Genomic DNA, 14750 nt, shown 5'->3' on the forward strand with positions numbered 1-14750 from the left:
ATCTTTCTAGAGGAACTTATGGAAGCAATTAGCAAAGTCATTATTGTTGACTACGGCTCTCAGTTTACTCAGCTTATCGCACGTCGCGTACGCGAAGCGGGCGTATACTCTGAAATTCACCCTTGCATCATAACAGCTGAAGAAGTCAAAGCAATGAACCCTTCCGCTGTGATTCTTTCCGGCGGTCCTTCCAGCGTAGGTGACGAAGACGCTCCTACTCTTGATATGGGTCTGCTTGAACTGGGCGTACCAGTACTCGGCATCTGCTACGGCATGCAGCTGCTCGCTCACAACCTTGGTGGCCAGCTTGCAAGCTCTGAAACCCGTGAATACGGTCCTGCAGACTTCAACATGACCTCTGACTGCCCTCTCTTTGCCGACCTCGACCGTGAAAACTCCTTACGTGTTTGGATGTCTCACGGCGACCAGGTTAAAGCGGTGCCACCTTCTTTCGAAGTTATCGGTTCTACTGAGACTCTCGAAGTTGCAGCAATGGCATGTGTAGAGAAAAACATCTACGCGCTTCAGTACCATCCGGAAGTACACCACTCAGAGGGTGGTGACATCATGATCAACAACTTCCTCTTCAAGATCGCAGGCGTAAAGCCAGACTGGACCATGTCCGGCTTTATCGATTCTGTTATCAAAGATTGTCAGGACACTGTTGGTCCTGAAGGCAACGTAGTTTGCGGTCTCTCCGGCGGTATCGACTCCACCGTTGTTGCTGTTCTCCTGAACAAAGCAATCGGTCACCGTCTCCACTGCATCTTTGTTGATAACGGCCTCATGCGTCAGAACGAAGTTGAAGAAGTATCAAGCTACCTTCGCGAACACTTCGACCTCAACCTCACCGTTGTTGATGCACGCGAACGCTTCCTATCCAAACTCGAAGGCGTTGAAGATCCTGAGAAAAAACGTAAAATCATCGGCTACGAATTCATCGAAGTATTCGATGCTGAAGCAGCGCGTATTGAAAACGTTAAATTCCTTGCACAGGGCACCCTGTACCCTGACGTAATCGAATCTATTTCTCACAAAGGCCCTTCCGCGGTTATCAAAAGCCATCACAACGTTGGCGGCCTTCCTGAAGATATGGAACTCGAACTCATCGAGCCGCTTCGCGAGCTCTTCAAAGATGAAGTACGTAAAGTTGCTATCGAACTCGGCATGCCTGACTCCGTAGTATGGCGTCATCCGTTCCCTGGTCCTGGCCTTGCTATCCGTATTATCGGCGAAATTACCGACGAACGTCTCACTATTTTGAGAAAAGCAGACAAAATCGTACAGAACGAGTTGACTGCATCCGGATGGTATCGCAAAGTGTGGCAGGGCTTTGCTGTTCTGCTGCCGCTCAAGACTGTTGGTGTAATGGGCGACGACAGAACCTACGAAAACGTTATTGCCCTTCGTATTGTTGATAGTGTAGATGCTATGACAGCGGACTGGGCACGTCTTCCTTCCGAACTGCTGGAACGAATCTCCAGCCGTATCATTAACGAAGTGACTGGCGTAAACCGCGTTGTTTATGACATCTCCTCCAAGCCACCGAGCACTATCGAGTGGGAATAAGCCAACCTTAGCTAATTGGGCGTGACTGCATGTTTGGAATCGGTACTACTGAAATACTGGTTATTCTTGTTGTAGCACTTATTGTGCTGGGTCCTAAGAGTTTGCCAAAAGTGGCTCGTACACTTGGGAAAGGTCTTGCGGAATTCCGCCGTGTTTCTACAGATTTTCAGCGTACAATAAACACTGAAATCGCATTTGAAGAACACGAAAAAGAGAAAAAAGCCGCTGAAAAGAAAATTTTTGGCGAAGAAGACTCTAAAGCGGAAGCAAAACCTGCTCCAGAACCGGCTGCTGAGCCATCGACTCCGGACGCAACCGGAAACCTTGCAGTAGCTCCTGACAATGTAGCCGCTCAGCCAGTAGCTGAGAAAGCTGCTGAAAAACAGACCGTGAAGGAACAGGCATAATGAGCGTTGATAACAAAAAGGACGCTCAGCCTTCTGAAGCAGAAGAAACTGCTTCCACTACCGAGCAGACTGAAGACGCAGAGTCTTCCAACGAAGTTAAAACTTCTGAAGATGCCCGAGTAGAAGGAGGCGACGACTCTGACCCTTCTGCTGAGATGGATTTCTCAGACGGTCCACGTCCAGATCGCGTTGAAGATCTTGACGATGAAGATATAGATAACACCGCGTCCGAGGCACAAGCTGCCTCGGACGACGGTGATTCTTCCGACACAGAACAAGATACGTCTCAACCCGCCACTTTGACCGACCGCATTAATGCGATGGGTGAAGAGGACGAGGATGAGGAAGACGAAGAAGAGTCCATGACTCTGCTCCAGCACCTTGATGAACTGCGTGTGCGCTTAAAGCGCATCAGCTTTGCTGTCATCATCGGCTGTCTTGCCTGTTACAGTTTTGCAGAAAAGCTCTTTGATTACCTGGTAATGCCGATGGTTAAGGTAATGCCGGATCAAAGTTCTTTCATTTACACAGCGCCACATGAGGCGTTTGTAACCTACCTTAAAGTCGCTGCACTTGCCGGTTTCTTCGCTGCAAGCCCATATATATTCTATCAAATCTGGGCATTTATTGCACCGGGGCTGTACGAAGAAGAACGCAAGTACATCATACCTATTGCATTTTTCTCCGCAGCTTGCTTTATCGGCGGCGGTGCATTTGCGTACTTTATTGTATTCCCGTTCGCTTTTGAATTTTTCATGAGCTTTAACACAGGAAACATTCAGGCTATGCTCAAGCTGAACGAATATTTAAGTTTCTCCATGAAGCTTATATTCGCCTTCGGCCTTGTGTTTGAAATGCCGTTGTTTGCCCTGTTCCTGAGCAGATTAGGAATTGTAACAGCAACTATGATGCGCAAAGCACGTAAGTTTGCTATACTTTTCTCATTTATTCTAGCTGCTCTCCTTACGCCACCGGATGTTGTATCCCAGCTTCTTATGGCGGGACCATTGATGATTCTTTATGAAATCTCAATTGTCATCGCTGCTCTCTTCGGCAAACGACGTCCTTCCGAGGAAGTAGACGAAGAAGATGAAGAAGCAATGGCTGAGTCCTAATCGACTCCTTCTGACACTCTCTAGGTGTACTACAGGCCGGGCTTTTTGCCCGGCTTTTTAACCATCTACCGACTAAATCTGAGGAAAAAGTATGACTCAACGTACCGCAACCATTACAAGAGACACGAGCGAAACCAAAATTTCCCTGACTCTTACTCTGGACGGAACCAGCAATGTAGACGTGAAAACTGGTTGGGGCTTTGCCGACCATATGCTCACCCTTATCGCATTCTGGGGCGGATTTGATCTCCATGTACATTGTGACGGAGATTTACACGTTGATGCACATCATACACTTGAAGACATTGGTATCTGCTTAGGTAATGCACTGCGCGAAGCACTTGGTGACCGAAAAGGTATTAACCGCATCGGCATGGTAAAAGTACCAATGGACGAATCCATTTCTGAAGTGAACATCGACATTTCTGGCCGTCCTTATCTCGTATACAGAGGCGATGAATTACTGCCTCCTGTTATTGCAGGTGATGAGTCCGACCTGTGGCGCGAATTCTTCAAATCTGTAAGTTATGGTGCAAGAATAAACATGCATATTTCTTACCTTTATGGTAAAAATGGGCATCATCTGCTCGAATCAGCGTGCAAAGGCTTAGGATTAGCTCTGCGCATGGCTGCTTCCTGTGACCGAAATCAACTTCTCAGCACCAAAGGGAGTCTCGATTAATGCATAAACACCTTCGTAATACCGGACTTATTCTCTGCCTCCTCGGCCTCATACTGATTACCGGTTGCTCCAAATCTACAGCACCAGCCCAATTACCACGACTTTCTATGGGCTTGGCGATGTTCACCCAGCCAACCAACACTGGGGAGCTTCTCGCCGGATATATTCCTTCCGACCAGTACAAAGTTTCTCCTGAGACTCTGGATAAACTCGATGCTGATTTTGAAAAACTTTTGAAGACAGAAACTTCCCGCGTATACACAAGCGGTGCTGCTGCTCGCCAGTGTTATGAGATTACCCAAGCTCAGCACAGAGACGAGCCACTGAATGCGCTGAAGTTCTGGAATCAGGTTGGCATATGCATGAAGGCTGACGTTCTCATCGTTCCACAGGTAATTGACTGGACACCTCGCGAAGGTGGCGAAATGGGCGCATTCCAGTCTGCCGGTGTAAACATGGACTTCTACGCAATACGCGTTGATGTTGAAGAACCGACCCTCTCACGTTTTCACTTTGAAGAAACCCAAGAAAGCCTTTCAAACAACCTTCTCAACATCAAAAAATGGTTCAAGCGCAAAGGTAAGTGGATCACTGCTGAGCAGCTTGCAGAAGAAGGTATGCGTCAGGCTATAACGGAGCTTGGTCTGTGATAATTTTTCCTGCTGTAGACATTAAAGGCGGACAGGCAGTTCGTCTTAAACAGGGTAAAGCCGATCAGGAAACTGTGTTTTCCTCCGATCCGGTAGCAATGGCAAAAAAATGGCAGGAACAAGGCGGCAAATGGCTCCATGTAATTGATCTTGATGGTGCTTTTTCCGGCGAACCAGTCAACCGTGAACTTATTAAAAATATCTGCTCAAGCGTAGATATGCCTGTTCAGCTCGGCGGTGGTATCCGCGATCTGGAAACCGCTAAAGCATACCTTGATGCTGGCGTTTCCCGTCTGATCATCGGCACTATCGCGCTGACCGAACCTGAATTATTCGGTTCCATCTGCAAGGCATTCCCGGGTAAAATCGGTGTGTCTCTTGATGCAGAGGGCGGCGTACTAAAAACCAAAGGCTGGGTAGAAGACAGCGGCCTTACAATCTACGATGTGCTTCCTCGCTTAGAAGAACAAGGCGTAGCATTTATCATCTACACCGACATCGACCGCGACGGTATGCAGACAGGCGTTAACCTGCCAGCGCTTACCAAACTGGCACAGACTTCTTCTGTTCCTGTAATCGCAGCTGGTGGCGTAGCAACTCTTGATGATATCAAGGCACTCTTCCCGCTCACAAAAGAAGCTAACCTTGAAGGTGCTATCTCCGGTAAAGCTATCTACACCGGAACTCTCGACCTCAAAGAAGCTTCTGACTGGATTGCTGCTCAGAACTAGCAATTCTCTATATGAAATAAAAAAAGCGAACTTACATGTAAGTTCGCTTTTTTTATTTGCCTTTACCGTTCTATTGCGACTAGTTATTACTTGTAACCATGGCATCCCATTGTATAACAGTTCATTTCCATTCAGGCGCGTATACTACAGCATAAGCATTCATTCTAAATCAGGCGCATACTCCTATGAAACGTATATTAGCCGCAGACATTGGCGGAACAAACAGCCGCTTTGCAACATTTACTCTACGTGGGGAAACTATAAGCCATGATCGCAGCATTTGGCTTTCTACAAATGCTGCAGATAGTTTTGAGCAGCTACTGGAAATGTTGGCAAGCTCTAACTTCGACCTGCAGCCGCATAAAGCTGACGCTATAGTATTCGGAGTGGCAGGTCCTGTTCTTGATGGATTGCAATCTGACCCGCCGAATATTCCATGGGATATCAATCTAACAAAAATTCCCAAAAAACTGTGCTGCAGTAACGCAATACTAATTAACGACTTTCTAGCGCAGGCATACGCAACGTTTACACCAGCATTTAAAGACGCGATGGAAGTTGTTGCAGGCAATCCTGTCAGCACCTGTCCAGTAGGGATTATTGGCGCTGGTACAGGGCTTGGAAAATCACTTCTTGTTCCGGACAGCACTGGAAAATATACTCCCGTCCCATCCGAAGGTGGACACGGTGTATTTCCGTTCACCACTAAAGAAGAAATTGAGTACGCTGAATTCTTACGCGCCAAGATTGGTCGTGAAAAAATAATTCAAGAGCATGTACTCTCCGGTTCAGGCCTTTCATACCTTTTTGAGTTCCACACTGGCGAAATAGCTCCTTCCCAGAAAGTAGTTACCCATTTTGCAGATTATCCGGTTGTACTGGAATGGTTCTCTAAATTTTATGGGCGAATTTGCCAGAACTTTGTGTTCGATACCCTAGCTCTTGGCGGCCTATATATTACAGGTGGAATTGCAGCAGGAAACCCTGTAATCGTTACACATAGTGAATTTAAAAAATCGTTCTACAACACCGAACTGCACTCAAACATCCTCTCCAGTGTTCCTATCAAACTCAATGAAAACGAAGAAGCAGGTCTATGGGGAGCAGCACAATACGGAGCAGACCATTTGATGCATAAAGCCAGCCCTCGCCCGACAATGAAAGGATAGTTACATGACGGCAATTCAACTCAAGCGGATCAGCATTGTCACTACAATTGTGCTCATATTTGCAGCGACATGGTACTTCGATCTCACAGACTACCTCACCCTTGAATACATAAAAGCAAAGCAGGATGCGTTCAGAATTCTCTATGCAGAAAACAGCTTCATCATAATCAGTAGCTTTGTCATTCTCTACATCGTCGTCACTGCCCTTTCCATTCCCGGTGCAACCATAATGACACTTGCTGCGGGAGGACTGTTCGGATTTTGGACATCGCTCATTGCTATCTCGTTTGCGTCTACCATCGGCGCAACTCTTGCTTGTTTTGTATCCCGCTATCTTCTCAGAGACTGGGTTCAAAACATGTTCGGCAATAAAATAAAAAGAATTGATGAAGGAATAAAAAAAGAAGGCGCATTCTACCTTTTCACCCTGCGCCTCGTACCTATTTTCCCTTTTTTTGCCATCAACTTAATAATGGGCATCACTAGCCTGCCATTGCGGACATATTTCTGGGTATCCCAGATCGGCATGCTCCCCGGAACAGCCGTTTATGTTAATGCAGGCAAACAGCTTGCGACTATCAATGATGTGTCAGATGTCCTCCAACCAGTGCATCTCATTTCCTTTGCCCTTCTTGGCATTTTTCCACTTCTTGCCAAGTATCTTTTGAAATTTATCCGCAAAGTAAAAGAGAGCGGTTAACATGGCAGAATACGATTTTGATCTCATCATCATAGGCAGCGGCGCTGCTGGCTTAACGGTTGCTTCCGGCGCTGCTCAGCTTGGGGTAAAAGTTTTACTTATAGAAAAAGAAAAACAGATGGGCGGCGACTGTTTGCACTATGGATGTGTCCCAAGCAAGACGCTCATTAAGTGCGCCAACGTACGGCACCAAATGGCCAATGCAGAAAGTTACGGACTTCCAGCCCCAGCACTTGAGCCTGTGGACTTCTCAAAAGTCTCAGCACATATCAAGTCCGTCGTTGAAAAGATCCAGCCACACGACTCACCTGAACGTTTTGAAAGCCTTGGAGCCGTTGTCCGTTTCGGCACAGCCTCATTTGTTGATTCCCACACCATTGCCCTTGTCCCACAAGACGGTAAAACAACGGAACACATTTCTGGAAAAAACATTGTTATAGCAGCTGGCTCTACCCCATCGACACCACCATTCAAGGGCTTGGATCAAGTGGACTATCTCACCAATGAAACAGTCTTCTTCCAAGAGTCGCTACCGCCTACACTCACAGTAATCGGCGGTGGCCCCATTGCCGTAGAAATGGCGCAAGCATTTCAACGGCTAGGCTCTAAAGTAACCCTCCTTCAGCGTTCTGCCCACATACTTTCAAAAGAAGACCCTGACATGGCTTCTGTTGTCGAAGACACCCTCCGCAAGGATGGGGTCAACATCATAACAAACACCAATATTGCAGAAATATTTGAGGAAGATGGTAAGATCTCCGTCCTTTTTGGAACCAAGGAACACCCTGCTCAAAAGATAGCCAGTGACCGTTTGCTTGTAGCCCTAGGCAGGACCCCTTCCGTAAAAACTCTGGTCCTCGAAAACGCAGGTGTTAAGTATTCTCAAAAAGGCATACCGGTTGACGACAGAATGCGCACTAATGTGCCGCATATCTATGCTGTGGGTGATATTACAGGCAAGTATCAATTCACACATGCGGCAGGATACGAAGGCGGCATAGTCATCGCTAACGCCGTATTCAAAATACCACGCAAGGCAAACTACTCGCTCCTCCCGTGGGTAACTTACTGTGACCCCGAACTTGCTTCCATCGGCTACAATGAAAAACGCGCCAAAGAAGCAGGAATAACTTACTCTATCGACATAGAAAAATTTACATCAAACGACCGCGCACTTGCTGAAAACAAACCGGAAGGAAAACTTAAGCTCTTACAAGACGCCAAAGGGCGCGTAATCGGAGTTCAGATCGTCGGTATACATGCTGGCGAACTTATTAACGAATGGGTCGCCATATTAGGTGGAAACGTTAAGCTCGCCACCCTCGCAGGCGCAATCCATCCGTACCCAACTCTCGGCGAAATTAACAAAAAGGTAGCGGGAACTATTCTCAGCAAGAAAGTATTCTCCCCGTTTATCCGTAAGATACTCCGCACGTTGTTTAAATATCGCGGCAAAGCTTAGTCAATTGGCTATCCCAAAAATAAAAGGCTGTCCCAACTAAAGGACAGCCTTTTTAAAGCATAAGTTAAGTTATCTTCTGCTACTCATAGGTAAAACCTTTATTACCTGATAGCACAGGATATGGAAGCAACTGGGAAACCATGATCATTTTCACATCTCCCTTATCCGGCTCAACAGCTGCAAGGATACCGCGTCCAAACTCAAACAAGAACTGTCGGTCTTCAGCAGTTGGAGCAACTACGGAACCATCTGGAGCAAGTGCAGCTACCGCACGAAAATCATACTCGCCATCGGCAATAGCTTTAAGAATTGCCGTCTTGATAGCAGAAATATTCTCTTTGGCTGTCTCTACGTTACAACCAACATATGTTTTACCGGAACGGGTAAGAACTGCCGCGCCTACTGGAACTTTGGAATATGGAGCATAGGCGTTTACTGCTGCTTCAGAAGCTGCTTCAAACAGCTTGTTCATATCATCTTCATACAATTCAGGAACAAACCATTTGCGATAAATTCTGTCGTATTCACCTGTTGCAACAACTCGCTGGAACCCTTTATTTACCATGTCCAAAATGCGTCCTTTGTCGCGATTAACCGCAACAAACGCTTCTGTAATGCGCATAAGGCTTCCTACAGCGCTAATTTTTCCGTACTTGAACCGATTTAGGTAGTAATAAGCTGTCTGTTCAGGTCCGCAATAAGCCTGCACTTCGTCACGACCAAGAGCATGAATTGCATCCACCTTGGATGGGAATGGTTTAATATTCATTCCACCGAAATCTTCCAATACTCGCTGCTGGAAAGAACCTCGTTTTACGGACACTTTCTGACCACGCAACAAAGTAATATTTCCGACACGGTTTGGAGTCTTAGTAAACAATCGAACCTTCATCGGAAGCGTAGGCTTTTCAGAAAAATTAAAAAGTAGATTGCGCTGTTTTGTTTTTGCCATGCCAGTGGTCACATCAATTGTACCGGAAGAAAGCTCCATCAAAACATGATCCCAAACAAGCGGACGTGTCACCAACTTCACATTTTGACCTTTGAAAATAGCGCGAATCAAATCAACGTCAAACCCTACAGCCTTCCCTTTTGCCTCTTCAAATGAGAACGGAGGGAACTCCCTGTCAAAACCATACACAACTTTTATAGGCGCTTCAGCATAGGCCTGCGGCACAGCAACAAAGGTACATACACTCAGGGCAATGCCCATTAACACAGCTAAAATTCGACAGCGCATTACTATCTCCTAAAAATAAACATGCTTTGCGGTAAGCCTGTACGCATCTCAAACAAAATTACTGCCACGACTTGCTGTTTCTGCATCAACTGCAAAACATAGCAAAAGGCAGCGTACAATACTCTTCGGCACAACCTGTAAAAACTGTAGGTAATGCCTCAAGTACAGCAACACTGCCTTTTTCATGCGTAAATTCTAATCTTTTTTCAAGGTACTAAGAATCTGCTTAACCTTCTCACGATCTCTTTTGTATATTTCTGAAGCATATTCTTTAAGAATTGACTCTACAGTGTGTTTATCTGAAAGCTGAGTGTTCAATGGAGGAATTTCGGGGAGCTCCATTGCCTTCAAGTCTTCACAAGGCACCAAAAGCAGACACAGATCATCGCCCGGTAAACAACCGGCTGCAACATTGACAGCCCCTACAGCACGCTGTTTCGCCACCGTATCTACATCCAAATCACGCACAACACTTAACACATGCGCCGGTGAACGGTCCCGGTTAACCTTCTTGATGCGTTCATTCAAGTCATCACACCACTCTACATATCTATAATAGCCTGTGGTCTGACCAAATTTTCTAAACGTATCAGTCGTCTTATACGTTATACCGTGCAAAAACGATTTAAACGCTGAATACATATTCTCATATGTTTTCAGAACGCATTTTTTGTACCGCCCCTCCGCGGTGAAGGCAAAAGGTAGTTCCATATTAATCCACGGATCAGTGTCTTCCATGCGCTCAAGAAACTCTACCGATACGCCGAGCAGACGCAATAATTTTTCCAGATCGCGCTCACTGGTCAGCAATGCTTTTAACTGCGCACAGGTATTTAAGGCGCGCTGTTCTGCCAGCCGAAGATCGCTTTCTACATGATGAAAAAGATCGCGCTCATCATCTATTGCTTTACGCGCTCCAAAAAAACCAGTGGCAATGTCAGTCATTACCTCGTCCTTAAGGGCCGATGAAAGAGAATCAAAATCTGTCAACGTTTTCTCCTCCTGTACTTCGTGCTATTCTACATTGCATAGGGAGATTCTAGCAAGGCCAGCTTGCTATGCGTTTCTCACAATGGTAGCGAGTATTCAGGGAGTTATCATATGCATATTCCAGAACTATCCACAAAGATTATAGAACTCGGTGAGATCCTGCGCCAGAATAAATACATGCTCGGCACAGCTGAATCATGCACAGGCGGACTTATTTCTATGCTGCTTACCGACGTATCAGGTTCATCCAGTTGGTTTAAGGGAACCATCGTTTCCTACGCAAATGAAGTAAAAGAAAACATGCTGCATGTACCGCATGAAACCTTATTAAAGCATGGTGCTGTAAGCGAGCAGACAGCTCTTGCTATGGTGCGTGGAGTACAGGATGTTTTGCAGCTGGAAACAGCAATTTCTGTAACCGGCATTGCAGGCCCTTCCGGAGGAACGAAAGAGAAGCCGGTCGGAACAGTCTGGATTGGTTTTGCCATCGGTTCACAACATTTTGCTCAACACCATGTATTCAGTGGTGACAGAGCAGATGTACGTTATCAAACAGCTATGGCAGCGATTACCACCCTACTTCATGAGCTGAGGCGATAACTGCTCACCCATACCAAAAAGAAAAAGGCAGCTGTATAGCTGCCTTTTTCTTACTATCATTATCACAAGAAGTTTGCTGTCTGTTACAGACAATCAATTCCTTGCATGCTGCATGACGTTCATAGAAAGCCAACAGCGTCTTGATATTACACGAGATAATCCCCGCGATTCAATTTAAACTGTTCTGTCACGGTCATAACCTCAAGCTCGTTGCGCACGTTATCCAGCTCTGGAAATTCTGACTGGAGGGACGGTGCAGACTGCTTAAGCGTTGCAAGGTTATGGGCAAGTTCCTGAAGGGTTCCAAATGCACCTTTAAGATCAGGTGTTCCCTGTGTGCTGATCTGTGTGGAATATTTTTCCCACTGATCAAGAATGCCTTCAAGCTCATCTGCCACCTTATTCGGATCAACAACTTGCTGTGCAACTGGCTGCTGATCAGCATTCAGACGCGGATCAAATGCAATTGAGCGGGTACCGGGAGGCAACAATGCCTCAGATGCAGATTTGCTCTGCAACTCAATTTCCTGAGAAAGCAGATTATGGAAACCGTCCGCTGCTCTTTTAGGAGCTTTGGTTGCCTGGCTCTGCCTTGCTATCAATGTAATCTGTTCTGTTGTATTTATTCTCATAACAATATCCCCGGCGATTAGGATTTATGCTCCTAATCTAGCAAAGAGCTTGCCAAAACGTCTGAACCGTTGAAAACAGTACATTTTCATTTTTCGGACATAGATCATGCGGAATTTTCTGCCTATTGTTTGCAGAAAATAGTGCACAACCTCTACAACCTACATAAGAACGTTATCCTTGTCTATCTTCACATACTGTGTGTATATAAGGTATAAAACAAAACAGTTGACCGCTTATAGACAGATACTCGTTATCCCTCAGGAGGTAGTATGGTTGCTATAAAAAAAGCTCTTGTGGCTATCGATTTTTCGGACGAAAGTACCTACATTGCAGAATATGCACAACTTTTTGCTGAAAAATTTGATGCTGAACTGATTGTTGTTTACGCGGCTCCATCCTTGAACCAATATGTCGGTTTCCACGTTCCACCGAACACAATCGAAGCCTTTGTTGGAGAAATTGTTACCGGCGCAGAAAAAAACATGGATGAGTACCTTGAAAAGCACTTCCCCGGCTTAAAAGTTAAAGGCAAAGTTGTTACCGGCTTTGCTGCTGAAGAGATTCTAGAAATTGCTGCGGACGAAAAAGCCGATCTCGTTATCATGGGAACCCATGGCAGAACCGGCATCGACAGGCTTCTGTTTGGCTCCGTTGCTGCCAAAGTTGTTCGCGGAGCAGAGATTCCTGTACTTACAGTACGCCCTGATTTTCCTAAGTAACACTCTGCTACTTGCGATATACATTTTAGTAGTCTATTCAAAAGGACGACTCATAACGGGTCGTCCTTTTTACTATGCATCATTTTTCTGGTGCATACCTTGCTCAACTATTGTCTAACTATCGGCTACCGATCCTAACTGGCTGTTTAACCATATATAATAGCCCAATCAACCAGAGACGGCATGCCAAAAACGTATTGAAAAAACATTGGGAAAAGGGGCAATACATGAGCTCAAAAGTATGTGAAGCAATCCGCGAAGAGGTTAAATGCTTTTCTCCCTACACGGCAGGAAAGTCCATTGACGAGGTAAAAGAGGCTTACGGTCTCAACTCTATCATTAAACTTGCCAGTAACGAAAACCCGCTGGGCACTTCCCCGCGAGTTCAGGATGTCATTAAATTATATGCTTCATCCACATTCCGTTACGCTCAGGTAGGCACACCGAACCTTGTCGACGCCATTGCCCATTACTTCCATATTCCCGATGACACCATCGTATCCGGTAACGGTTCTGATGAGGTCATCGACATGCTCATCCGTGTTAAAGCCACACCGGGAAAAAACAACATTGTTGCTTTTAAACCGTGCTTTTCCATGTATCAGGTTCTCTCACGCCTCAACGGTGTAGAATTCCGACAGGCAGCACTGAACGATGACTTTACGTTTGACTGGGACGGCCTGCTTAAGCTGGTAGATGATCAGACATCCATTGTATTTATTACCACACCGGACAACCCTTCCGGCTATGCACCGAAAGTGGAGGAAATTCTTGCCCTCCATGCAAAGCTTCCAAAAAGTTGCTTGCTCGTTGTGGATGAAGCATACATGGACTTTGCGGAAGATTTAGACCGCTACTCCATGCTGCCTCGCTTTACGCAGTACGATAACGTGTGCGTACTGAGAACTTTTTCTAAATGTTTCGGCCTTGCTGGCCTGCGCCTTGGTTTTGGTGCCATGAATCCGCAGCTTGCAGAATACCTGCGCCGCATCCGCGCACCATTCAACGTAAACATTCTTGCTGAACAGGCAGGTATTGCCGTTCTGCAAGACACACCGTTTATTGAAGAGACTCTGCGCGTTACACGTGAAGGTCGCGCTTACCTTACCAAGGAATTAGAAGCGTTAGACTTTAATGTCTATCCGTCCCTTGCAAACTTTATTATGGTTGAAGCTCCAAAAGACGGCAGCTACTTAACGGAAGAACTGCTCAAGCGCGGTCTCATCATTCGCCCTCTTGTAAAAGGCTACAACCTTCCTAAGCACTTGCGTATAACCATCGGTACTGATCATGAAAACCAAGTGCTTATTTCTGCTCTCAAGGAGATTCTTAATGCAGAATAACCTGCGCGTCGTTACTCTCGACGGCCCCGCTGGTGTTGGCAAAACGACACTTGCCAAACGCGTTGCACAGGAACTTTCCATTGCCTACCTCGATACCGGAGCAATGTTCCGCATCTTTGGCTGGAAATTCGGAGAAGCTGCCCCTAGCATGTCTGAAACAGAACTGGAAGAACACATTGCACAGTACTCCTTTTCCCTTTCCGGCATCGGATTTGATTCTGTACTTTCTGTTAACGGCACACCTGTCGGTGACGAAATTCGTACAGAAGAAGTTGCTGCTCTGGCTTCCTCCGTTGCTCAACTTCCTGTTGTGCGCGAGGCATTAAAACGAGTCCAACGAGAAATCGGTGCACAGACATCCCTCGTGGCAGAGGGAAGAGATATGGGATCTGTTGTATTCCCTACAGCCAAGCACAAGTTTTTCCTTGATGCAACTGCAGAAGAACGCGGTGCCCGCCGTTTCAAACAATTACAGGAAATGGGAAAACCAGCTGACCTTGATCTCATCATCAAGCAGATTAAAGAACGCGATGAGCAAGACAGAAACCGCGCTGTTGCGCCACTTGTAGCAGCAGAAGACGCTCACATCATTGATACGACAGAGCTCGATATCGACGGCGTATTTGACGCCATCATGAGCTACTTTGAGTAACAAGACGCTGCTACTTCATTCGCTAATTGAGATTAACCTCCTGCCGAAATTATTCGGCAGGAGGTTTTTTTGTGCTCGCAACCTGTAA

The 14750-nt window shown here is 46.1% G+C and carries 16 protein-coding genes; 13 read left to right on the plus strand and 3 right to left on the minus strand.

Annotated features, from left to right (window positions below; genetic code table 11):
• Positions 1-18 precede the first annotated feature (18 nt).
• The 9 genes from guaA to BUR09_RS13085 all read left to right on the plus strand — a co-directional run bounded on the left by guaA (position 19) and on the right by BUR09_RS13085 (position 8485).
• The gene (gene guaA, locus BUR09_RS13045; protein WP_074217385.1) at positions 19-1569 is read left to right on the plus strand and encodes a glutamine-hydrolyzing GMP synthase; all 1551 of its coding nucleotides are present in this window, start codon (positions 19-21) and stop codon (positions 1567-1569) included.
• Between the two features lie 29 nt (positions 1570-1598).
• Entirely contained in the window at positions 1599-1976 is a 378-nt protein-coding gene (gene tatB / locus BUR09_RS13050; RefSeq protein WP_074217386.1) for a Sec-independent protein translocase protein TatB, read from the plus strand.
• Between the two features lie 362 nt (positions 1977-2338).
• Positions 2339-3091: a twin-arginine translocase subunit TatC gene (gene tatC, locus BUR09_RS13055; RefSeq protein ID WP_074217586.1), complete on the plus strand. Its 753-nt coding sequence runs from the start codon at positions 2339-2341 to the stop codon at positions 3089-3091.
• Positions 3092-3182: 91 nt separating this feature from the next.
• Entirely contained in the window at positions 3183-3773 is a 591-nt protein-coding gene (gene hisB, locus BUR09_RS13060; RefSeq protein ID WP_074217387.1) for an imidazoleglycerol-phosphate dehydratase HisB, read from the plus strand.
• Positions 3773-4423 carry a hypothetical protein gene (locus tag BUR09_RS13065; RefSeq protein WP_074217388.1) on the plus strand — a complete coding sequence of 217 codons (651 nt, stop codon included), beginning with the start codon at positions 3773-3775 and terminating at the stop codon, positions 4421-4423. The genes hisB and BUR09_RS13065 overlap by 1 nt, the downstream gene beginning before the upstream one ends.
• Positions 4420-5154 (plus strand): 1-(5-phosphoribosyl)-5-[(5-phosphoribosylamino)methylideneamino]imidazole-4-carboxamide isomerase, encoded by a 735-nt coding sequence (gene hisA / locus BUR09_RS13070; RefSeq protein WP_074217389.1) that lies wholly within the window; start codon positions 4420-4422, stop codon positions 5152-5154. The genes BUR09_RS13065 and hisA overlap by 4 nt, the downstream gene beginning before the upstream one ends.
• Before the next feature lie 185 nt (positions 5155-5339).
• Positions 5340-6323, plus strand: a complete 984-nt coding sequence (locus BUR09_RS13075; protein ID WP_074217390.1) for a glucokinase — start codon at positions 5340-5342, stop codon at positions 6321-6323.
• Between the two features lie 4 nt (positions 6324-6327).
• A complete protein-coding gene (locus BUR09_RS13080; protein WP_074217391.1) occupies positions 6328-7023 on the plus strand; it encodes a TVP38/TMEM64 family protein in 696 nt (231 codons plus the stop codon).
• Between the two features lies 1 nt (position 7024).
• Positions 7025-8485: a dihydrolipoyl dehydrogenase family protein gene (locus BUR09_RS13085; RefSeq protein ID WP_074217392.1), complete on the plus strand. Its 1461-nt coding sequence runs from the start codon at positions 7025-7027 to the stop codon at positions 8483-8485.
• A gap of 79 nt (positions 8486-8564) precedes the next feature.
• On the opposite strand, the gene BUR09_RS13090 is transcribed toward BUR09_RS13085, so the two are convergent.
• Positions 8565-9725, minus strand: a complete 1161-nt coding sequence (locus BUR09_RS13090) for a cytidine deaminase (protein WP_074217393.1) — start codon at positions 9723-9725, stop codon at positions 8565-8567.
• Positions 9726-9920: 195 nt separating this feature from the next.
• A complete protein-coding gene (locus BUR09_RS13095; RefSeq protein WP_139296846.1) occupies positions 9921-10715 on the minus strand; it encodes a hypothetical protein in 795 nt (264 codons plus the stop codon).
• A 111-nt stretch (positions 10716-10826) separates the two neighbouring features.
• Here BUR09_RS13095 and BUR09_RS13100 point away from each other — a divergent pair, with 111 nt between their 5' ends.
• Positions 10827-11315, plus strand: a complete 489-nt coding sequence (locus BUR09_RS13100) for a CinA family protein (protein ID WP_074217395.1) — start codon at positions 10827-10829, stop codon at positions 11313-11315.
• 146 nt (positions 11316-11461) lie between these two features.
• Here BUR09_RS13100 and BUR09_RS13105 read toward each other — a convergent pair whose 3' ends face one another.
• Complete coding sequence (locus BUR09_RS13105) at positions 11462-11947, minus strand: hypothetical protein (protein WP_074217396.1); 486 nt, start codon at positions 11945-11947, stop codon at positions 11462-11464.
• A gap of 270 nt (positions 11948-12217) precedes the next feature.
• On the opposite strand from BUR09_RS13105, the gene BUR09_RS13110 reads away from it, so the two are divergent.
• The 3 genes from BUR09_RS13110 (at position 12218) to cmk (ending at position 14662) form a co-directional block, all read left to right on the plus strand.
• Positions 12218-12667, plus strand: a complete 450-nt coding sequence (locus tag BUR09_RS13110) for a universal stress protein (RefSeq protein ID WP_074217397.1) — start codon at positions 12218-12220, stop codon at positions 12665-12667.
• A 227-nt stretch (positions 12668-12894) separates the two neighbouring features.
• Positions 12895-14010, plus strand: coding sequence for a histidinol-phosphate transaminase (hisC, locus tag BUR09_RS13115; RefSeq protein ID WP_074217398.1), 1116 nt, complete (start codon positions 12895-12897; stop codon positions 14008-14010).
• The gene (gene cmk, locus BUR09_RS13120) at positions 14000-14662 is read left to right on the plus strand and encodes a (d)CMP kinase (RefSeq protein ID WP_074217399.1); all 663 of its coding nucleotides are present in this window, start codon (positions 14000-14002) and stop codon (positions 14660-14662) included. Before hisC ends, cmk begins: the two co-directional genes overlap by 11 nt.
• The last annotated feature ends 88 nt before the right edge of the window (positions 14663-14750 follow it).

It is taken from the genome of Halodesulfovibrio marinisediminis DSM 17456, assembly GCF_900129975.1.
Classification (GTDB): domain Bacteria; phylum Desulfobacterota; class Desulfovibrionia; order Desulfovibrionales; family Desulfovibrionaceae; genus Halodesulfovibrio; species Halodesulfovibrio marinisediminis.

Bases quoted from the DNA above. Each gene is read 5' to 3' on its own strand.
- guaA (WP_074217385.1), top strand. From the start codon at position 19: ATGGAAGCAATTAGCAAAGTCATTATTGTTGACTACGGCTCTCAGTTT.
- tatB (WP_074217386.1), top strand. From the start codon at position 1,599: ATGTTTGGAATCGGTACTACTGAAATACTGGTTATTCTTGTTGTAGCA.
- tatC (WP_074217586.1), top strand. From the start codon at position 2,339: ATGACTCTGCTCCAGCACCTTGATGAACTGCGTGTGCGCTTAAAGCGC.
- hisB (WP_074217387.1), top strand. From the start codon at position 3,183: ATGACTCAACGTACCGCAACCATTACAAGAGACACGAGCGAAACCAAA.
- BUR09_RS13065 (WP_074217388.1), top strand. From the start codon at position 3,773: ATGCATAAACACCTTCGTAATACCGGACTTATTCTCTGCCTCCTCGGC.
- BUR09_RS13075 (WP_074217390.1), top strand. From the start codon at position 5,340: ATGAAACGTATATTAGCCGCAGACATTGGCGGAACAAACAGCCGCTTT.
- BUR09_RS13080 (WP_074217391.1), top strand. From the start codon at position 6,328: ATGACGGCAATTCAACTCAAGCGGATCAGCATTGTCACTACAATTGTG.
- BUR09_RS13085 (WP_074217392.1), top strand. From the start codon at position 7,025: ATGGCAGAATACGATTTTGATCTCATCATCATAGGCAGCGGCGCTGCT.
- BUR09_RS13090 (WP_074217393.1), bottom strand. From the start codon at position 9,725: ATGCGCTGTCGAATTTTAGCTGTGTTAATGGGCATTGCCCTGAGTGTA.
- BUR09_RS13100 (WP_074217395.1), top strand. From the start codon at position 10,827: ATGCATATTCCAGAACTATCCACAAAGATTATAGAACTCGGTGAGATC.
- BUR09_RS13105 (WP_074217396.1), bottom strand. From the start codon at position 11,947: ATGAGAATAAATACAACAGAACAGATTACATTGATAGCAAGGCAGAGC.
- BUR09_RS13110 (WP_074217397.1), top strand. From the start codon at position 12,218: ATGGTTGCTATAAAAAAAGCTCTTGTGGCTATCGATTTTTCGGACGAA.
- hisC (WP_074217398.1), top strand. From the start codon at position 12,895: ATGAGCTCAAAAGTATGTGAAGCAATCCGCGAAGAGGTTAAATGCTTT.
- cmk (WP_074217399.1), top strand. From the start codon at position 14,000: ATGCAGAATAACCTGCGCGTCGTTACTCTCGACGGCCCCGCTGGTGTT.